At 35.8% G+C, this 19,553-nt stretch carries 20 protein-coding genes; 19 read left to right on the top strand and 1 reads right to left on the bottom strand.

Annotation, left to right across the window (positions count from 1 at the left end):
- The first annotated feature begins 144 nt into the window (after positions 1–144).
- From JOD14_RS06970 to JOD14_RS06910, 13 genes are all read left to right on the top strand, one after another.
- Positions 145–534 (top strand): PTS sugar transporter subunit IIA, encoded by a 390-nt coding sequence (locus JOD14_RS06970; protein ID WP_204654124.1) that lies wholly within the window; start codon positions 145–147, stop codon positions 532–534.
- 14 nt (positions 535–548) lie between these two features.
- Positions 549–1,019 (top strand): PTS sugar transporter subunit IIB, encoded by a 471-nt coding sequence (locus tag JOD14_RS06965; protein ID WP_204654123.1) that lies wholly within the window; start codon positions 549–551, stop codon positions 1,017–1,019.
- Entirely contained in the window at positions 1,016–1,870 is an 855-nt protein-coding gene (locus tag JOD14_RS13530; protein WP_204654122.1) for a PTS sugar transporter subunit IIB, read from the top strand. Before JOD14_RS06965 ends, JOD14_RS13530 begins: the two co-directional genes overlap by 4 nt.
- Positions 1,871–1,896: 26 nt before the next feature.
- Positions 1,897–2,649, top strand: coding sequence for a PTS mannose/fructose/sorbose/N-acetylgalactosamine transporter subunit IIC (locus JOD14_RS06955; protein ID WP_204654121.1), 753 nt, complete (start codon positions 1,897–1,899; stop codon positions 2,647–2,649).
- Between the two features lie 4 nt (positions 2,650–2,653).
- Positions 2,654–3,472: a PTS system mannose/fructose/sorbose family transporter subunit IID gene (locus JOD14_RS06950; protein ID WP_204654120.1), complete on the top strand. Its 819-nt coding sequence runs from the start codon at positions 2,654–2,656 to the stop codon at positions 3,470–3,472.
- A gap of 15 nt (positions 3,473–3,487) precedes the next feature.
- Positions 3,488–4,792: a Sapep family Mn(2+)-dependent dipeptidase gene (locus JOD14_RS06945; protein WP_204654119.1), complete on the top strand. Its 1,305-nt coding sequence runs from the start codon at positions 3,488–3,490 to the stop codon at positions 4,790–4,792.
- Entirely contained in the window at positions 4,789–5,742 is a 954-nt protein-coding gene (locus JOD14_RS06940; protein WP_204654118.1) for a uroporphyrinogen decarboxylase family protein, read from the top strand. The genes JOD14_RS06945 and JOD14_RS06940 overlap by 4 nt, the downstream gene beginning before the upstream one ends.
- Before the next feature lie 358 nt (positions 5,743–6,100).
- Complete coding sequence (locus tag JOD14_RS06935; RefSeq protein WP_204654117.1) at positions 6,101–7,327, top strand: AAA family ATPase; 1,227 nt, start codon at positions 6,101–6,103, stop codon at positions 7,325–7,327.
- On the top strand, positions 7,320–7,886 hold the full coding sequence (locus JOD14_RS06930) for a hypothetical protein (RefSeq protein ID WP_204654116.1): 567 nt from the start codon (positions 7,320–7,322) through the stop codon (positions 7,884–7,886). The genes JOD14_RS06935 and JOD14_RS06930 overlap by 8 nt, the downstream gene beginning before the upstream one ends.
- A gap of 648 nt (positions 7,887–8,534) precedes the next feature.
- Complete coding sequence (gene relB / locus JOD14_RS06925; RefSeq protein ID WP_204654115.1) at positions 8,535–8,756, top strand: type II toxin-antitoxin system RelB family antitoxin; 222 nt, start codon at positions 8,535–8,537, stop codon at positions 8,754–8,756.
- 13 nt (positions 8,757–8,769) lie between these two features.
- Positions 8,770–8,997, top strand: coding sequence for a type II toxin-antitoxin system RelE family toxin (locus tag JOD14_RS06920; protein ID WP_338031679.1), 228 nt, complete (start codon positions 8,770–8,772; stop codon positions 8,995–8,997).
- A 935-nt stretch (positions 8,998–9,932) separates the two neighbouring features.
- On the top strand, positions 9,933–11,174 hold the full coding sequence (locus tag JOD14_RS06915; RefSeq protein ID WP_204654113.1) for an AAA family ATPase: 1,242 nt from the start codon (positions 9,933–9,935) through the stop codon (positions 11,172–11,174).
- Entirely contained in the window at positions 11,167–11,850 is a 684-nt protein-coding gene (locus tag JOD14_RS06910) for an RloB family protein (RefSeq protein WP_204654112.1), read from the top strand. Before JOD14_RS06915 ends, JOD14_RS06910 begins: the two co-directional genes overlap by 8 nt.
- Positions 11,851–11,961: 111 nt before the next feature.
- On the opposite strand, the gene JOD14_RS06905 is transcribed toward JOD14_RS06910, so the two are convergent.
- Positions 11,962–12,882: a LysR family transcriptional regulator gene (locus JOD14_RS06905; protein ID WP_204654111.1), complete on the bottom strand. Its 921-nt coding sequence runs from the start codon at positions 12,880–12,882 to the stop codon at positions 11,962–11,964.
- A gap of 262 nt (positions 12,883–13,144) precedes the next feature.
- Here JOD14_RS06905 and JOD14_RS06900 point away from each other — a divergent pair, with 262 nt between their 5' ends.
- The 6 genes from JOD14_RS06900 (at position 13,145) to JOD14_RS06875 (ending at position 19,304) form a co-directional block, all read left to right on the top strand.
- A complete protein-coding gene (locus JOD14_RS06900) occupies positions 13,145–13,981 on the top strand; it encodes a phosphosulfolactate synthase (protein ID WP_204654110.1) in 837 nt (278 codons plus the stop codon).
- Positions 13,982–14,009: 28 nt separating this feature from the next.
- The gene (locus JOD14_RS06895; RefSeq protein ID WP_338031676.1) at positions 14,010–15,407 is read left to right on the top strand and encodes an MmgE/PrpD family protein; all 1,398 of its coding nucleotides are present in this window, start codon (positions 14,010–14,012) and stop codon (positions 15,405–15,407) included.
- A 555-nt stretch (positions 15,408–15,962) separates the two neighbouring features.
- Entirely contained in the window at positions 15,963–16,292 is a 330-nt protein-coding gene (locus tag JOD14_RS06890) for a helix-turn-helix domain-containing protein (RefSeq protein WP_204654108.1), read from the top strand.
- Positions 16,293–16,301: 9 nt separating this feature from the next.
- Positions 16,302–17,054, top strand: a complete 753-nt coding sequence (locus JOD14_RS06885) for an ImmA/IrrE family metallo-endopeptidase (protein WP_204654107.1) — start codon at positions 16,302–16,304, stop codon at positions 17,052–17,054.
- Complete coding sequence (locus JOD14_RS06880) at positions 17,047–17,529, top strand: hypothetical protein (RefSeq protein WP_204654106.1); 483 nt, start codon at positions 17,047–17,049, stop codon at positions 17,527–17,529. The genes JOD14_RS06885 and JOD14_RS06880 overlap by 8 nt, the downstream gene beginning before the upstream one ends.
- Before the next feature lie 911 nt (positions 17,530–18,440).
- Entirely contained in the window at positions 18,441–19,304 is an 864-nt protein-coding gene (locus tag JOD14_RS06875; RefSeq protein ID WP_204654105.1) for a formate/nitrite transporter family protein, read from the top strand.
- Positions 19,305–19,553: the final 249 nt, after the last annotated feature.

Here is a 19,553-nt window from a genome sequence, read left to right as displayed (position 1 = left end):
CACTAAACAACTCACTAATGTTTACCAAATTTTATTGGGAACTTAGTGGGTTTTTTTATGGTTTTAAGGTTGAATTGTAAGCGTTTGTAAAAGTTGGCACGCTACTTGCTTATATAAAAGTGAAAAGTGAGAGGAGGACAAAAGATGATTGGAATTTTAATCGTCACTCATGGCAAGTTTGGTCAAGAAGTAAAAAATAGTTCGGAGTTGATTGCAGGAAATATCGCCAATTGCCAAGCTATTGCTTTAAATCGCGACGACGACATTATGGATTTAAAGTTAAAAGTGGATCAAGCTTTAGACGAATTAAATCAAGGAGAAGGCGTGATTGTCTTAGTGGATTTAATTGGCGGTTCACCATTTAATATTTGTTCATTGGCTTTAAAAGAAAGGCGCAATTTCAAATTGCTTTCAGGGATTAACTTACCAATGTTAATTGAATGCGCGATGATGAGAGATTCGATGAACTTAGAGGAGTTGGTTGTGTATTGTAAAACGATTGGCCAAAACAGTGTGATTGAAGTCTTACCATAAAAGGGGTGATTGCGATGTTATTTGCTCGTTGTGACGATCGTTTGGTTCATGGTCAAGTGCTCTTTAAATGGGTTGATCATGAGCAAATTAAGAAAATAATTATTGTGGATGACAAAACGGCTTCAGACATTATTGAAAAACAAATGATTCAAATGACTAAACCAAAAAATTGTGAAGTTTCCTTTTTAACCAGTAGTCAAATGGATCAAATTCAAGCAGACACTAACAATAAATCAATGGTCTTGTTTAAAAATATTCACTTAGCTTGTCACTTCGTCCAGCAGTACCATCTCGCCTCTTTAAATCTTGGACGAATGGCATCTGGAATTGGCAAGACGAAAGTATTGAGTAACTTATTTCTAACAAGTGAAGAAAGTCAGCGTTTGTTAGATACGATCAATCAAGGTATCCGGGTTTATTCTCAGATGGTCCCAGAGGATGAAGCAATTGATTTAGAAACTTATTTAAGGAGGGAAGCCAAGTGAGTACAGTCGTTCTTTTGACCCATGGCAATTGGGGACAAACGTTAGTGGAAGATGTCAAAAAGCAATTTGGCTCCTCCGATGAATTAATCGCGTTTCCTTTAGCACTAGAAGCAGATCATGAAGAATACCTCAATCATATTCGAGCTTCAATTGGTAATAAGCAATCACTTGTTTTTATTAGCGATTTAAATGGGAGTACAACTTACAAAGTTGGTTTGCGTTTAGCATTAGAATTTGACGGTGAAGCTTATACCGATTTGTCGTTACGTTTATTACTTGATTTACTGAGTCATTCCTTAGAAAAAAGAAAAAAATATGAAAATGTAGTTGAGGCATTTAAAAACTACACAACGGAGGATACAAAAATGGAAGAAATTAAATTTGCACGCGTGGATCACCGTTTGATTCACGGACAAGTCATTACAAAGTGGATGAAGTTAGTTCAAGCCAACAAGATTGTGATTTTAGATGACAATTTAGGCAAGGATGCTTTTATGGTTGATATTTATAAAATGGCGGCTCCGGCTGGGGTTGATGTTGAAATTTTAGATACTCAAACAGGTGCCGAACGTTTCAATACTGGTGCGTATCAAAAAGATAAAGTTTTTGTTTTATTCAAAAATATCGCATCCGTTGAAAAAGCGGTAAATCATGGTTTGAAATTAACAAGTTTACAATTAGGTGGGATTCCTTACGAACAAGGAAGAACGAAAATTATTTCAGCCGTTTCTTTACTACCAAAAGAAATTGAATTTTTAGAGACAATGACTCAAAACGGGACTGAAATTATTGCTCAAATTGTTCCAGAAGAATCAAGCATGAGTTTTGCGGAAATTAAAAGTAAGTTTTAATCACTAAAATTTAAGGAGTGAATGTGATGAGTTCAACATTTGTATTAGCATTGGTTACGGCATTATGGTATTGGATTGCGGCGAGTTTAGCCGGATATACATTATTTTCAACGTTAAAATCACCAACCTTTATTGGTTTTGTTTTGGGGGTAATTGCAGGCGATGTGACTACAGGATTAATTACAGGTGCTGGGATTGAAGTCATTTACTTAGGAATGGTCGCAGCTGGTGGGAACATTCCTTCTGATAAAGCTTTAGCTGCTTTAGTTGCGATTCCAATTGTTTTACAAACGGGGATTACAACGGAAGTCGCTGTTAGTATTGCGGTTCCAATGGGAATTATTGGTGTATTTATTAATAACCTCCGTCGAACAGGAAATGCTTTTTTAGTCCATAAAGCGGATAAATATGCGGATGAAGGCAATATTAAAGGTGTTTGGCACTGTGCTACTACTTATTCTTTCTTGTTTGGTTTTGTTTTACGATTTCCAATTATCTTTGTCGTAAACTATTTCGGCGCGGATTTAGTTGATCAAATTTTAAACTTTATTCCAGATTGGATCATGAACGGTTTGACGGTCATGGGTGGCGTATTACCGGCGCTTGGGTTTGCGACAACGATCTTTATGATTGGTAAAAAACACTATATTCCACTGTTTGTAATTGGCTTCTTCTTAGTGAAATATGTTGAATTACCAATTATGGGTGCAGCAATCTTTGGTACTTGTATCGCTTTAATGATGACAATTGGGAAAAACTTAGAAGCGGAAGGAGCATAAAAAGATGGAAAATCAAAAAACAAGTGTGTTAACGAAAAAAGACGTCACAAAAACTTACTTACGTTGGTGGTGGACAGCCGAACTTTCTAATAGTTTTGAGCGGATGCAAGCATTAGCAGTTGGTGCCTCTTTTGCGCCTGTCTTAAAGAAATTGTATCCAGACGAAGAAGATTTGAAAGCTGCTTTAAAACGTCATTTAGGCTTTTTTAATACGCAAGCGATTTGGGGAAGTTTAATTCACGGTAGTGTTCTTGCAATGGAAGAACAAAAAGCTGCTGGTGAAGAAGTTCCAGATGAAGTCATTGTCGATTTTAAAACGGGTTTAATGGGACCGATGGCTGGGATTGGTGATGCGATTGATGGCGGAACATTTTTAGCGTTATTCTCTGCTTTAGGTGCATCATTTGCGGCGGAAGGTAATGTGATTGGTGCGTTCTTTATAGTTCTTTGGTCAATTTTAAACTTTTTTGAAGGGTATTTCTTTTTCCATTATGGTTACAAGCTAGGAAGAGAATCAATCAGTAAAGTCTTACGCGGTGGTTTAGTTAAAAGCATTATTAAAGGCGGTAGTATTTTAGGGATGTTTATGATGGGGGCGCTTTCTGCTTCGATGGTAAAACTAAATACAGTTGTCGCTTTGAATGTGGGTGAAAAAGCGATTAGTTTACAAGAAACCCTCGATAAAATCGCTCCAGGGATCTTGCCAATTGCCCTTGTCTTCTTTGTTTATTGGGGAATGACCGCTAAAAAATGGACTTCTTCAAAAATATTATGGATTTTAATTGGCTTTAGTTTACTTGGCTCCTTATTACGCTTGTTCTAGAAAGGTTGAAAGAAGATGCCTACAATTGAAACTCGTATTCTTTTGTTACTTGAAAAATGGCTGGCTTTTCAATCTTATCCAACAAGTGGCACCAATGATCAACAAGCCATTCTTGATTTTACGTTAGAACATTGCTTAAAAGCAGGTTTCTTAGTTAAAAAAGTCAATGACCTTGTTGGGTGGGCACAAATAGGTGAACAAGGCCCTTTAATTGGATTTCCTGTTCATTTAGATGTCGTTCCACCTGGCGAAGGTTGGACCGTACCGCCATTTCAATTAACGCAAGATCAAGATTTTTACTATGGTCGGGGAATTTATGACAATAAAGGTCCAGCGGCAATGATGCTTCTGTTAATTCAAGAACTAGAAGCTATGATAAAAGACCAAGGTGTTCGTGTTCGCTTAATCTTTGGTACGCAAGAGGAAACTGGGATGGCATGCATTCAAGAATATGTTCGCCAAGAAGAAATGCCTGTGTATGGTTTTGTTCCAGATGCTCTTTTTCCAGCAGTCTTAGGAGAAAAAGGCCGCTTGCATTTGCGCTTAACAAAAAAAGAAGCCATTCCTTGGTTGACTAACTTTAGTAGCGGGGAACAAGTTAATTCTGTTCCCGATCAAGCAAAAATGTTAGTTGACCATAAGGCAAATTTATCTCGCTTTAATTTTAGCCAAGTCGAAGAAAGCGGACAAAATCACTTTCTCGCTTGGGGATTACCTGCCCATGGTTCAAAACCAACGGCCGGCGTAAATGCGGCTTATCGCCTGTTAAAAAGTATCCCCGAATACCAATTAAGTGAGGGAATCCAGCAAATTTTACAACTCGACACACCCGATATGAATGGTCAAAAAATTGGCTTATCTGTTCCCGATGAACGATTCGGTGATACAACAATTAATTTAGGAATCACTAACTACGAAAATAGCCAATGGACTATCGAGTTAGACGTTCGATTTGGGACAGGTTTAACCAAAGAAGCAGTCGTCCATACTATTCAACAAGCATTTTATAATTGGACACTTGAGACGATAAATGAAAAACCTTGCCATTTAGTTGAACAAAATAATTTGATTCATCAATTAATTAATAATTTCCATCAGTTTTACCCAGAAGAAGAATTAACTCCTGTGTATATGGGAGGTGGCACGTATGCCAGTTATTTCCCTGGGTTTATTTCGTACGGCCCAAAACTGGCAAACGTGCGAACATTCGCTCACGGAAAAGACGAACGAATGAATAAAACAGTTTTTCAACAAACGATCAAAATTTATCGCGAAGCCTTAAAAATATTAGTTTTTGCAGCAAAGGAGAAAAAAACATGAATAAAATGGAACGCGTCATAAAAACGTTAGCCGGTGAACAAACAGACCACGCACCAATGGGCTTTTGGCTTCACTTCCCAACTGACGTAATCAAGCAAGGCGTAGATGCTCAAGTAGCCGCCCATCTCGAATATAAAGAAAAAACACAAACCGATATTTTGAAAATCATGAACGAAAACGAGATGCGCACCACGAATAAAATCCAAACCATTGACGATTGGAAAAAGATCACGCGCCTAACTAAAAATTCAAAATTAATTACCGATCAAGTAGAGATTTTGGATCGAATCGTAACAGAAAACGATGGCGAATGCTTCTTATTAGGTACCGTACACGGTTTAATGGCGTCACTTTCTCATTCATCCGGCCACAGTTACTCTTACTCACCTGAATTAATGAAAGAACACTATGCCAGAAATCCACAAGCCATTAAAGATGCCATGGCAATTATTGAAGAAAATACGCACCTTGTTTTAGAAGCAACGTTAGCCAGTGGCGTACAAGGCATTTACTACGCCGCTTTAGGAGGTGAAAAAAATGTCTTTAACGATGACTTTTTTGCAGACGTTCTAGAAAAACCAGAAATTGGCCTTTTAAACGCTACTAAAACAACAGAAAAATTTAGCTTTTTACATATGTGTAAAGAACAAGTCGAATTGAAACGATACAAAGATTACCCAAGCGATGTGGTCAACTGGGCGATGCATGAAAGCCATTATAGTTTTAACGAAGCAGTCGAAATCTTTGGCGACAAAACCTATTTAGGCGGATTCGATGACCGCTCAGGCGTATTAGTCGATGGCAGCCAAGCCGAAATCAAAGAAAATCTAGCTGAAATCCAAGCGACATTTGGCTCACATAAATACATCATTGGTGCCGACTGTACCTTACCAACAGAAATTGCGTTTGAAAAAATCGCTTATATCAATGAATTATTAAAACAAAAATAAAAATAAAAAATGCACGAAGTATCAAATCATAAAAAACTTTCAGAAAAAAAGGCGCGGAAACGCCTTTTTTTTGTTTTCAGGGCAAAAAAACCTCAAGCTTTTTAGTAAAGCTTGAGGTTTTTAGTAAAGCTTGAGGGAGAATGATTTAAAGCAAGATGACCCCAGGCACATAGGGATGCTCAGTGATTTATTATTTTACTGGCTTTCTCTTTCGCGCTTAGCGGCTCTAATTAATGCAATAGCTGGCTCTATACCCCGCATAAGTGGCTCTATTCATTTGCAATATTCATTATTTGACTAATAACGCTGGTCATAATCGAAAATTTCGTTTATGATAGTTTTTGAAGGAGGCGTTAATATGTTGCCTAAAATGCTAAGTATGAAAATTAAAGGAATAAAAATATTCGAGAATCATTTATTTGAAATGAACTTTGTGAATGAACAAAGAGTCTACCAAGAAGAAAAAGAAACTGGGATTGTTACGCCGATAAATGGAACCGTAAATACCAATAATGTAATCGCGTTGGCAGGTGTCAATGCTTCGGGGAAAACGAACAGTTTATTGTTAATGAATTATGTGTTTGAAGTTATATTTATGGGAAAAAGTGCAAATTCGACAAAAAAAATAATGGATTTAATGGATGATCGTATTATTATCACTACTTTTTTTGTTGATAAAGATTGTATTTATAAAACAACTTCAGAGTTACAAAAAAATAAAAAAGGTTATGTGAATCAATTAGAGTTTGTCAATGAAGTTATCTTAGAAAAGAAATTGACAAGTAACCTCTCTAAAAGAAAACTTTATGAATTTGGGGAAGAAGAGCTTTCCTTAAAGCTAGAGAGGAAACATTTAGATAAGAAAATACTTCAATTTTTAAAGTCTGATGATTCAATTGTGCCATCGCAGTTAAATAAAATACCTTCTGACTATGTGAGTGATACGTTCAATCAAACTGATATGAATTTTTTAAGTAATGTTTCTGAATTCTCATCAGAAATCATCTTATTTTTGGATCCAACTATTGAAAAATTAGTCTTAAAAGTTCCAAAAGATTTTAATAAAGAAAATTTTTCTATAGAAAGAATTGCTTTTGATTTAAAATTAGCCGATCAAGAAGAGACGGTAGTTTCGTTTTTTGACTTAAATCAGTATTTATCTTCAGGAACAATTAGGGGATTGGGGTTAATAAATACAATCATCTCTACTTTAACTCAGGGAGGCTACCTACTAATTGATGAACTGGAAAACCATTTTAATAAGGCGATTGTAGAAAATATTATTGAATTTTTCCAGTCGGATGTGAATAAGAACGGCGCAACGATTATTTTTTCTACCCACTACAGTGAACTACTTGATTCATTAAAAAGGCGTGATTCTATTCGGATTGTTAGAAAAATTAACAAAAAAATCAGTGTGAAAAGCTTGAATCGCTTAGCCAGTGAGGGAGGTAAAAATCGTTCAGATATCAAAAATAGCGATTTATTTTTGAGTGGATTGTTTGGTACGGCACCATCTTTTGAAAGGTATTGGAATTTAAATCGATTTATAAAAAAAACAGTAGAGGGCTTAGACAATGATTGAATGGTCAAATCGTTATATTGCATTGATTTGTGAGGGGAATTCTGAAAAGTATTATCTGAAAATTTTATTGGATCATAATAAATTAAAAATTAACCGAGATGATTTATTGACGAATGATATATTGCCAATTGACGCTAGGAAATCCGATATTTTTCAGAAACGTTACTTAACGATGAATTATGACAAAGAATTAGTAATCTTTCTAGTTCAAGATAACGATAATGCGATGAGAAAAATTAAAAGTCCATATCAAGAAAAAATTAAAGCTACATATTATTTTTTAACGACCCCGGAAATAGAGATGTTGCTAATTCATCACTATGGTTTATATCAAGAATTTCAGAAAGTGAAAAGTGGAAAAGAGAAACAAAAACCCTCAATTTTTTTAGCAACACATTTAAATGAAAAAGCAAGTATCTTGAAATCAAAAGGCTACATTGAATCAACTTTTTCAAATCCAAATGATTTAGTGGAAGCGATCCGAGCGTATTCCCAAAAAAGTCCTAAACGAAAAAAGTCAAATCAATTGGGGTTAGTAGATTTGTTATCATTAGATTAGGATAAAGATCTTACGCTTAATTATCATTTTAAAAAGTATTAGAAAATGTTATTAGCTGAATCTAGACTAAAAGAATCAAAAATTAAATTATTAGGAATACCTAGGCAACTTAACTTTTTAATTCGGTTAAGCAGTCTAGGTGTTTTTATTGATAGAGCGTTTACTTTTTTGCGGTAAATAGTTGAAGAAAACTCTATTTTAAGTGTTGAGAGCGCAGTCATATACTGTGCATAGAAACGAGGAAGCAGATATGAAGATTAGAACCATGGCTTATTGATTTTATTGTCATAGAATATAGCTCCCAAAAAAACTATTTACCAAAGATTGAGGAAGAATGATTTAAAGCAAGATGACCCCAGGCACCTAGGAATGCTCAGCGATTTATGCTTACCCCATTTTGGGACCCAGTGTTTTTCCTTCCCGAGTCATCTGCAATAATTGTAGTATAAACGATTGCAACAGTTTTTAGTAGTCCTTTTTCTTATTGAAAAAATGATTTATCGTTTATTTTAAAGAAACCAACAACAACCCATAAACTAATTTATAGCTTTTATAATATTAGGTACAAAACGCATAAATATTTGACCTTTGCGTACATTTATATTACAGTCGATTTGTAGAGCGGATGTACGCGAAGGAGGCTTTTTTATGAATATTATTACATTTCGAGTGACCGATGAAGAAAAAACGGTTATTCAAGCGCTGGCAGATTTAAATGGATTAAGTCTCTCAGAATTTGCTAAAACCAAGCTATTAGAAAGATTAGAAAATCAAGTTGATATGGCATTGTATGAACAAGCGATAAAATCTCATGAATTAAACGATGAAAGTATTTCCTACCAAGAACTGTTTCGAGAACTAGGGCTATGATGGAAAAAAATCGATTGTTCGATGCGAAAAAAATGTTCAAAAAGCATTAAAAAAGATGGATAAGTACCAAACGATGCTGCTACTATCTTGGATTACTAAAAATTTAGAAGGCACCGATTTGCCTCGAACTCATGGTAAAGGATTAGCGGGGAACAAGGGCGGACAATGGCGATATAGGATAGGTGCTTATCGTTTATTAGCAAACAGAGAGGACGATACAATCACTATTTTAGTTTTATAAATTGGCCACCGCCGAGACGTTTATAAATAGAAGGGAGAGTGAACCTGTCATGGCAACTAAGAGTTTTAAAAAAGAATTGACCTTTAGTACAAAAACCGCAGAGAAATTTCTGGATGCTTTAGACAGTTCAAAGCGAGTTAGTATTGAAAGTCAACATAAAATGATAAGGATTCAATTGATTCTATTTTTAGTTATTTAGTTAGAAAGGGTTAATTTGGATGTCGCTAAATATCGTTAGTTTAGGTAATCTTTTAGAACAAATGGATGAAGAAGCTGTTCTCAAAGATATCCTCTTTTTATTTTACTTGACTCTCTAAGTAAGTAATAGTAATATTTCTCTTAAATGAAACAGTCTTCTCAGACTGGCTCGCGTAGTGAAGCTTCACTACGGGGTTAATCTTACTTTAGTTCGATATACGTATCCAAACTAAGGAACCTTACTTTTACGAAAGTAGGGTTTTTTCCGTTAAAATGAGTATAAAATATAGCTTTTTTTGAGAATATTCAAGCGCTCACTTTTTTGCAAAATAAATTGGCAAACACTAGTACTAGTAGAAATAAAAATTTTATCTGCAATGATCATTTTATTGATCGATCTTTTTTTGAAGCGATTTTCAATTTAGAACCTAGTTTCTTAGATCAATATACGACTGAACCGCTACCTATTTATTTTAACGATTCAAATGTTATTCCACTATCTACTCCCAATAATAAATAACAAACTTTTCAACAAATGCAAGCTTGCCATCCATTTATATACGAATGGATGGCAAGTTTTTTGTGCATGGAAATGATAAACAGCATATGATTTAAACAGAAATATGTTTAATCAGACTTTTTTAACGGTTAAATTTTCTGATTTGATTTTTGAGATATTTTCTCAAAAATTGAAATATCGATTGTTTTAACGTATAATGATTCTGAGAGGTGAGGATATGCTACATCAATTTACGTTTAAGAACTTTAAATCATTTAAAGATGAAATGACTCTAGATTTATTAGCAACTTCGATTAAAGAGCATCCAGAAGATGTTGTGACGGATTCGTTTAATGAAAAGGTATTAAAAGTTGCAGCAATTTATGGTGCAAATGCTTCTGGGAAGAGTAACGTCATTGATGCGTTTAATATTATGAAACATCTGGTGCTTTATTCTTTTCAAAACGAGTTATCTAGTAATCGATTCCAACCAGAACCTTTTTGGTTTGAAGACAAAGCAATTCCGACTGAATTTAGTGTTATTTTTTCTGCTAAACAAGATATTTTTCAGTATGGTTTTTCAATTGGTCAAGAGGGAATGATACTTGAAGAATATTTATATCAGCGTGATTCATCACGAGTAATGGAACATTATTTGACAATTTTTGATCGCACTAAAAATAGTCTCGAAGGCACTATTTTAGACGAAATTGATGTTAAAAATTTACTTTCGTTAGTGGAAAGTAACACTTTGATTCTTTCTGTTCTTTCTAAATTAAAATTGCCGACTATACAAACGGTATTTGAATGGTTTAAAAATACGCCTGTTGTCGATTATGGTAACCCTAATCGAGAATTTACAGAAATTAGACGAATGAAAAACGGCCGTTGGAATCATCCATTGATTAAATTGATTGAAAATCCAAAAGAAAAAAAACAACTTGAGAACTTTATTCGGGCAATTGATATTGGAATTGCCGAGCTAGGTGTGATTGAAGAAAGTGATGGGAAAAGTGTCGTTGCTTATCATCAGAATCCATTCACAAAAGAGTTACTGCAGACACCGATTGAGAGTGAATCGAGTGGTACGATAAAAATGTTGATGCTTTATGTAAATATTAAACAAGTTCTTGATAATGGAGGAACAATTTTTATTGATGAATTGGATGCCAAACTTCATCCATTATTAATTCGCTATATTATCATTATGTTCCACGACCAAAGAATTAACCCGAATCATGCGCAACTAATTTTTTCAACGCAAGAAGTTTTTACCTTAGACAAGGATAATCTTAGAAGAGATGAAATTTGGTTTACTGATAAAAGCGAGCAAGGGGTTTCTGAATTGTATTCTTTAGTATCTTATGTAGATGAAAAAGACAAAAAAATCCGCAATGATGCAAGTTATGGGAAAGACTATATCTTAGGTAGGTACCGCTCTATCCCTTCATTAAAACGAATGGAGGAGTTCAATGGCTAGAAAAGTCGGAAAACGAAAAACAAGAGAAAAACGAATTCTTGAGCCGGCCACTTATTTAGTTGCTTCAGAGGGAACGAAAACAGAAGTCTTATACTTTCAACAAATGGCTGATGGTTTAAGCCGAAAATATCAAGGATACGAAGATCGAGTAACTGTTCCTAATTTTGACATTGAAGGGATGGGAACGAGTAATTTTCGTTTAATTGAAGATGTAGTAGCTTATTTAAGGACAAGTCCTAGATTATTTGAAAATATATGGTTAGTGTTTGACAAAGATGATATTCCAGAAAATTATTTTGATAATGCAATTAAAAAGGCTGCTAGTCTAGGTTGGCAAACGGCTTGGGCAAATGATTCTTTTGAACTATGGTTTTTATTGCATTTCGAATATCTTCAGTCAGGGATTATGAGAGAGCAATATACTGAAAAACTGGACATGTATATGAAAAAAGAAGGACTCGAGGGATATAACAAAAATGATCCTAGGGTAACTGAAATTTTACAAAATCGTAGAAATTCAGCAATAAAAAATGCTCAGAGACTTGAAGAGAGTTACGAGATGAACGTTCCAGCTTCGCAAAAAAATCCATGTACAACAGTTCATCACTTGGTAAGGGAAATTATTGAATTAGAAAGAATAATTGATAAGATAAAAATGCAAGAGAGATATTTTTAATGATTTGATTTATAAAAAAATAAATTTAAATATAAAAAACTTGAAGCGCCTTTATGTATCGCAGGCGCTTCAAGTTTTTTTATGTTTCAATAAAACTCTCAAAAACAAGCTTCACTCTCTTTTTTCTTTCCCCATCCCCCCTAAAACTGTACATAAATTCTGCACTTCTAAATCTAGCACATAATCATGCAAACTCTTGATAAATTCTTCAATTTTTTGATTTCGGGCTTGGCCTTGGCCCATTTGATAAATTAAATAGAGCGTGCGATGGACGTCACTTTCGGTTGGCACGGTTTTGATATGGGGATTTTTTTGGATAATGTCTTGATAAATACATAAGGGAACGATCGCCCAAGCCGCTTCGGATTCGAGGTAGTCCATCAGTAATTCGGGGGAATCGAGTGTAATTCTTGCCGGAATGTTTCGGTCCCAGTGTTGATGATACCACTTTTTGTAAACGGGTCCCCAGCCGATATAGATTTGATCGGGGCGTTTTAAATCGGTGAGTTTTTGGTAATCTGAAAAGCGTTCGTCATAAACAATTAGTAATGGCTCATTGATCAAAGCGGTGGTCGTTACTTGTTTAGACTGGTAAGGGCGAGAAACAATGCCAATGTCGAGCTCAAATGAATTGACCATATTGTAAATGGTGCGATTCCAATGGGAGCTGACGTGGATTTGATAAGTATCTGCTAGGTAACTGCGATAAAGGCCACGAAACAAGTACGCATTAACGGTTTGCGGTGCGCCGATTTTTAGATGCGGGAGTAAGGGGGCCTTTTTCCAATCGTTAATTTCATTTTCTAATTCAATATAACGAGCAGCGTAGTCTAAAAATTCAATGCCTTTTTCGGTTAAGCTTAGTTTTTTGTTGCCGGAACGTCGCTGGATTAAGCGTGTGCCAAGTTCTTCTTCTAAAGCAAAGAGTCGGTCAGATAGGGTGGATTGGCTAATGTACAACTGGTCAGCGGCTTTCGTAAAGCTACTTGTTTCAACGATGGCCAAAAAGGCGTTCATTTGATTTAAATTCATTCTTTCACATCCTATTCATCGGGAAATCCGATATTTCTAACGAGAATCCATATTTATCTCTAAAAGTTGTGGTGCTAAGATGACTTTAACGTTACTTCTTCACTTTAGCACAGAATCAATCAAAACGCTTTTATCATGCATGAATCGTAACATAAACAGGAAAAACGAAAAAAGCGATGAATGACTCAAAAGTGTGTATGAAAAAAGGAGCAAGGGAAGCACGCACTGTTTTTAGTTTTATCATAGAAAGGATTGAAGTCAGATGACCAATAATAAAGCATTTTCAAAAATTAGACACAATAGCCGCCCGAAAAAGCCAAGAAGTTATGGGGTAACCGAAATCCGCGGCCCGTACTACAATGTCATGGGGGAACGTTATTTAAGAGATATTATGGAAACAATGGGTGAACATGTGGATATCATTAAGTTTGCGGGGGGCTCGTTTTCTTTGATGCCAGAAGATCAATTAATTCATTTTATCAATATTTGTCATGAATATGACGTGAAAGTCGATACGGGTGGCTGGATGGAGTACGTTTTGACGCAAGGAATTGAAGCGGTCGATCATTATATTAGTGAATGCAAACGAGTTGGTTTTGATATTATTGAGATTTCTACGGGTTTTTTAACAATTCCAAGTGACGACATTGTGCGTTTAACCAAGCGTGTTCAAGCAGCGGGATTACTGGCAAAACCAGAGATTGGGATTCAATTTGGCTCTGGTGGGACCAACACGGTGGCGCAAAACGAAGCAGCTGGGTTAACCGATATCGATAAGGCAATTGAGACGGGCAAGCAATGTTTAGCCGCGGGTGCGTATATGCTTATGATTGAATCAGAAGGTATTACGGAAAGTGTGGATACTTGGCGAACAGACATGGTTTCTAAATTTGTGAAAGAGCTAGGCACGGAAAAAGTCATGTTTGAAGCAGCCGATCCGAATGTTTTTGCTTGGTATATTAAAAACTATGGTCCGGAAATCAATCTGTTCGTCGACCATAGCCAAATTGTTCAATTAGAAGGTTTGCGTCGAGGGATTTGGGGGAATGCGGAATTATTTGGTCGCGTCCTGACACTGGATGACGGCAAAAATGCTTAATGAATCATCGCAAGAAGGAGGGATTTCTGTGACAAAAACAAATAAAACAATGGTTGAATCACTTGCCGAATGGGTCGCACAACTTGAATGGCAAGATTTATCAGCAGAAGCGGTGGAGGCTTTAAAAAAGCGGCTATTAGATAGTGTTGGAGTAGCCATTGGCGCGCTAGAAGGAGAGCCAATTCAAGCGATTCGTCAAATGACGGAAACTTTTGGTGGCAAGCCGCTTGTGACTTTAATCGGTGGTGGGAAAACGACACCGGTGGACGCAACTTTTTACAATGGGGCAGCAATTCGTTATTTGGATTACAACGATTCCTTTTTAGCCAAAGAAGAAACGTGTCACCCATCAGACAATATTGCGCCAGTTCTTGCTGCGGCGGAATACAATCAAATTAGTGGCAAAGAATTTCTATTGTCGCTAGGGATCGCTTATCAAGTACAAACTCGATTATCAGAGGTAGCACCCGTTCGAAAACACGGCTTTGACCACACCGTGCAAGGCGCGTATGGTGCAGCGGCTGGTGCGTCAAAAGCACTGGGACTTGATGCACAGAAAATAGCCAATGCCATTGCGATTGCAGGCACAACTCAAAACGCTTTACGGGTAACAAGAACAGGCAGTCTATCCAATTGGAAAGGCCTGACTTATCCGAATACCGCAATGGGAGCTGTCCATGCGGCGCTCCTTGCAAGTTATGGCATTACTGGTCCACGCGAAGTATTTGAAGGCAATAAAGGTTTGATGGACAGTATTGCCGGCAAGTTTACTATTGATTGGTCAAAAGAAATGCTAGAACACGTAAACAAAACCATCATAAAAAAATACAACGCTGAAATTCATTCCCAATCTTCAATCGAAGGGCTTTTAGAAATTCGCAATAAGCAAAAAATAGCCGTAGAAGACATCAAACAAATCCGTCTAACAACTTTTGATGTGGCGTATCATATCATTGGCGGTGGCGAAGAAGGCGAAAAGAAAACCATCCAAACGAAAGAAGAAGCCGATCATTCGTTGCCATATATGCTGGCCGTGGCCTTTTTAGACGGTCAAGTTATGCCTGAGCAATACGAGCCGAGTCGAATTAACCAAGCCGACGTTCAAAACCTACTACAAAAAGTCGAGGTAAAAGTCGATGCGACCTACAGCGCGCGTTTCCCACAAGAAATGGCGTGTCGCCTTGAAGTTGAAACAAACGATGGCACGATTTATTCGGTAGAAAAGCAAGATTACGAAGGCTTCACCACCCACCCAGCTACTTGGGAAGTACTACTTAAAAAGTACGAGACTTTAACCCAAAAAATCGATCAAAAACTAGCCAATCAAATCGCCGCAACCATCCAAAAAATTGATGAAGTTGCCATCACCGAATTCACTTCACTGCTTGGTCAGGTACGGGTTTTGAATGAAATGAATGAAGGATAGTTATCGCGAGGAATTTGTTTTGCTACTCGAGCCCCAACCCCGACGATAGGGGACAAAAATTGTTTTAGACGAAGCAACCCAGCCCACTTTTCAAATTTGAAGAGTGGGCTGGTTTTTTATAGAAGAAAACAATTTTTATTACCTAGTGATTTAAAGAAATTAAATGCCATTTTAAATAAAGAAGTTTAAAAATTAAAATGAAATCAGTTATTATTTGCGTATCTTTTAACGAATGCATGGAATAATCGAGACCGTATTGCTGCTGAATCGATTGAAAAGGATGCCTATTGTGACAGTTTATCGTGTATTAAAAGAATTTATTAAGTTATAGATGGCTGTGTGCTAGCTATAGATTTTATAAAATTGAGAAAGAATGATAGCGAGATAAATGAGATCAAACGATTCGTTTGTTTAAGTATCTTTTTATGATTTGGTTTTTTAGTTTAAATTTTTATAGTCTCTCCTTCTTTGGAAATTAAGTTCACAATCCGTATCGTTATAATTGTGAATATTCACAAATGGTGTTACACTATGTGTGAAGGGATGGCGATAACAATGAGAAGTGATGTAAATACAGTAGAAAATGTAAAGAAATGGTTGACGGATAATGGTAAAACCCAAGCATGGTTGTCCACTGAAATGGACGTTGCACCTTCTTTGATTAGCCAACTATTTAATGGTACGCGAAAACTTCAACCTGCACAGATTGAAAAATTTGCCAAAATCACGGGTATGAGTATTTCTGAACTTGCCTCTTCAGCAGATGGATTTAGTGGCAAGCTTGTTTATTCTTTAAGAGGAAGTATTTCTAATGAACAAGGGGAACGTGCATTCAATCAATTGTTACTTGACGTAGAACACTTTGTTCAATTGCTAAATAAGTAGGTGGATTAGATGACAACAATCAATAAAAAACAAGCGGAAAAAATATCAAGAATTTATGCTAATGATTTTCTAAAAAATTATTTTGGAAAAGAAGTTTTTTTAGGGAGTGAAATTGAGAAGGTAATTGCTAAAAAGGCGTTTGTTATTTATCAAAATGTACCGGATTTTTCTTATTATGGCGCTTCAATTCATTTGTTAGATAAACATCTTATTGCAATTAATACGGCACAACCTTTACGTATCAGGTATTATAGTGCTGCGCATGAACTCTGGCATCTACAATATGAATCAGATGAAATTCCAATTGCTTATGAAAAAATTGATCATGAGCGAGCAGCAGACCATTTTGCTGCTAATGTTATGTTACCTGATGATCTCGTAACCGCTCTTTTTCGAAATTTGAAAGGAAATCTTGATAATAAAATAATCGAGATTGCGGATCTCTCCTCTATGCCTTATGTTGCAGTAACTAGAAGATTAAAAGAACTCGGAAATAGTATCTCTTCATCGATTATAAACAGAAGCGATGAAGAATGGAAAATAGTTAGAAAAGACCTCGGTTTTCCACCAAGTTATCTAGATGAAAGTTATCCGTTTGAACAGTTTAATTCTTTTTCAAAAGAAGTTGAGAAACAAGTTAGTAATCATCAAATCACGTTAGAAATGGCTGCCAATCTTCTGAAACACATTGATCCTAAACAAGCGGAAGTTTACTGGCTGAAGCGACAACAGCTAATGGACGATTGGGTAGAAGATGACTGATTCACCTCAAAAGGTATTTATTGATTCGAACATGTTAATCTTTGCCGCCAATTTTCAAAAAGAGAATGTTTTAGAATGGATGGATAACCTATATGAGAATATTTATATCCATATAGAAGTTTATAACGAATTACTTACCTCAGAAATAAAAAATACGGTGGTTTCTTTTGTTACTGAGAAACAATGGCTTCTATTTGATCCGGCAGATTCTTCTTGTTTAACGAAGGTTGAGCAAGAAATCTATCGAAACCGACTCACGGATGTTAAAGAATCTTTTCGTGAGATGAATCTTACTAAGATAGAAGAAGGGAAACGAATGAAACCAGTTTCTAACTTTGGGGAGATTGCCACAATTACAGCTTGCCTGATGGTCAATGCCCGAGTAATTTGTAGTAATGATTTTGATATTCGGACGATTGCCATTCAAGAGGATTATCGTGTTTTGATTGATAATCAAGAGGTATTGTTAGTATAAGATTCTGCCGAAGATTTTGTGTGTATTGTTATCAGAATAAGATTGCCTCACGTAAGAGTATTCGTTCTTTTTATAAATCGATTATTTTTGAATCCCACCAAAGACAATTCAAATTAGAACAGTTAGACAAACGATTAGCTGAGGTGGAGGGCTAATTTTTAAAGGGAGTGAATCATATCTTATTAAGACTACCAGGACAAAAATTAGCAAACCAGCCCACTTTTCAAATTTGAAGGGTGGGCTGGTTTTTTATAAATACTTTGTAATTTTCATCTGCTTATCACAAGGTTTTATTGATTTAAATAAGAAAATTAAAGGGTTCATCAAAGTTTTGGCAAGTAATGCAATAGCAATAAAAAAAGATGACCCCAGGCACATAGGAATGCTCAGCGATTTATGCCTACCCCATTTTGGGACCCAGTGTTTTTCCTTCAGAAGTCATCAATTATAAGTTTATTATACACGATTTTATTAGCATTATAGTGGCTATTAAATAAGATATATATTTAAGTCAATATTCGAAAATTGAGCACGTTATGAATATTTGGCAATTATTCAGTAGACATTATATAAAAAATTAACGAAAAGCCAACAGGCGATTTTTTTATCCTGTTGGCTTTCTAGTTGTTCAAAATTAACAAGAATTTACAATCCCTTTTTTAAAATTTAGCAATCAAAGCAATTCAAACAAAAAACCATTGTTAACAAATGAGCATTTATTATTTTTTTTAGCTAGAAAAAGCCTTTTCGTCGTTGTTTTCAAGCGGATAATAACTGGAAATTCTATTTTTTAATAAAAAAAAGGGTTTTATTATGTAAAAAATATGTTATTATAATAGTGAAAAAGATAACAAATTTATATATAAATACATATATTTATTTACATATTGAAAAATGAAAGAGGTAAGTCAATGTCATTATCACCAAAAGAATTAGTTGATGAAGCAATTAAAAGAGGAAAAGTAAAAGCAAACTATAGTTTTATAACAATCGCAACTTTAGGAATGATGGCCGGGGTTTTCATTGCCTTAGCGGGTGTTGCGATGATTCGAACAATGGGGACAATGCCTGCTTCGTGGGGGACAATGACTAACTTAATGGGCGCTCTGATGTTTCCGTTTGGCTTAATTTGCTTATTGCTTGTAGGTGGTGAGCTAGTGACTGGTAATATGTTTGTCGTAACGATGGCGCTTTATGCCAAGGAAATTAGTGTGAAGCAATGGGCAAGAAATTTATTTTTAGTTACGGTTTTTAATTTCGTTGGGGCTGTTGGTGTTGCTATTTTCTTTGGTTACTATTCAAAAACATTAGATGGTCATTTTTTAGAGCGAACCATTGCCGTGGCTCAGGGACGAATTGCGGATGCGCCATTACAAGCCTTTTTGTCGGGAATTGCTTGTAATATTCTTGTTTGTACAGGTGTGTATATGAATATGGCTTCGAAAGATTTTATTGGGAAAATTGTAGGTACTTTCTTACCGGTTGCAGGCTTCGTGATTGCCGGTTATCAACACGTGGTCGCTAATATGTTCTTGATAATGGCAGGCATTTTAGCTGGTGGTGTGACTTGGGGGGCGTTTTTGAATAATTTATTATTTGTTTGGCTAGGAAATTTGGTCGGTGGCGGTTTGCTACTGGGAGGGTTGTATTTCTTAGCGTTTAAAGTAGGAATGAAAGAAGTCGCTAGCGAAACAAGTCATGACCAAGTACTTGCCTCATCAAATGAAACGTATCCCAATTTGAGTGAGCCATTTAGTGAATCGCCAAATCAGTGATTCGCCTGAATTAAAAGGATAGAAACATACTGATTCGTAGTAAACTAAAAGAAGAATCATTCGAATAAAACTCAAATATCTTGTGCTTTTACCGATAGATAAACAGCTAAACCCTAATTAAATGGATTTAGCTGTTTTTGTTTATGAGGAAATTACCTAAGTGTAAAATATATTGCGGTAGGACTAGAAAAAAAGAAAGAAGACCATTATTCTTAATGTTAGGTTTAGCGGCCAATAACAAAAAGAGGA

Source organism: Enterococcus lemanii (assembly GCF_016909125.1).
GTDB classification, from domain to species: domain Bacteria; phylum Bacillota; class Bacilli; order Lactobacillales; family Enterococcaceae; genus Enterococcus_I; species Enterococcus_I lemanii.
This window is presented reverse-complemented; position numbering and strand designations above follow the sequence as displayed.

Coding starts and splice junctions, on each gene's coding strand:
- JOD14_RS06970 (WP_204654124.1), top strand. CDS start 145: ATGATTGGAATTTTAATCGTCACTCATGGCAAGTTTGGTCAAGAAGTA.
- JOD14_RS06965 (WP_204654123.1), top strand. CDS start 549: ATGTTATTTGCTCGTTGTGACGATCGTTTGGTTCATGGTCAAGTGCTC.
- JOD14_RS06955 (WP_204654121.1), top strand. CDS start 1,897: ATGAGTTCAACATTTGTATTAGCATTGGTTACGGCATTATGGTATTGG.
- JOD14_RS06950 (WP_204654120.1), top strand. CDS start 2,654: ATGGAAAATCAAAAAACAAGTGTGTTAACGAAAAAAGACGTCACAAAA.
- JOD14_RS06945 (WP_204654119.1), top strand. CDS start 3,488: ATGCCTACAATTGAAACTCGTATTCTTTTGTTACTTGAAAAATGGCTG.
- JOD14_RS06940 (WP_204654118.1), top strand. CDS start 4,789: ATGAATAAAATGGAACGCGTCATAAAAACGTTAGCCGGTGAACAAACA.
- JOD14_RS06935 (WP_204654117.1), top strand. CDS start 6,101: ATGTTGCCTAAAATGCTAAGTATGAAAATTAAAGGAATAAAAATATTC.
- JOD14_RS06930 (WP_204654116.1), top strand. CDS start 7,320: ATGATTGAATGGTCAAATCGTTATATTGCATTGATTTGTGAGGGGAAT.
- relB (WP_204654115.1), top strand. CDS start 8,535: ATGAATATTATTACATTTCGAGTGACCGATGAAGAAAAAACGGTTATT.
- JOD14_RS06915 (WP_204654113.1), top strand. CDS start 9,933: ATGCTACATCAATTTACGTTTAAGAACTTTAAATCATTTAAAGATGAA.
- JOD14_RS06910 (WP_204654112.1), top strand. CDS start 11,167: ATGGCTAGAAAAGTCGGAAAACGAAAAACAAGAGAAAAACGAATTCTT.
- JOD14_RS06905 (WP_204654111.1), bottom strand. CDS start 12,882: ATGAATTTAAATCAAATGAACGCCTTTTTGGCCATCGTTGAAACAAGT.
- JOD14_RS06900 (WP_204654110.1), top strand. CDS start 13,145: ATGACCAATAATAAAGCATTTTCAAAAATTAGACACAATAGCCGCCCG.
- JOD14_RS06890 (WP_204654108.1), top strand. CDS start 15,963: ATGAGAAGTGATGTAAATACAGTAGAAAATGTAAAGAAATGGTTGACG.
- JOD14_RS06885 (WP_204654107.1), top strand. CDS start 16,302: ATGACAACAATCAATAAAAAACAAGCGGAAAAAATATCAAGAATTTAT.
- JOD14_RS06880 (WP_204654106.1), top strand. CDS start 17,047: ATGACTGATTCACCTCAAAAGGTATTTATTGATTCGAACATGTTAATC.
- JOD14_RS06875 (WP_204654105.1), top strand. CDS start 18,441: ATGTCATTATCACCAAAAGAATTAGTTGATGAAGCAATTAAAAGAGGA.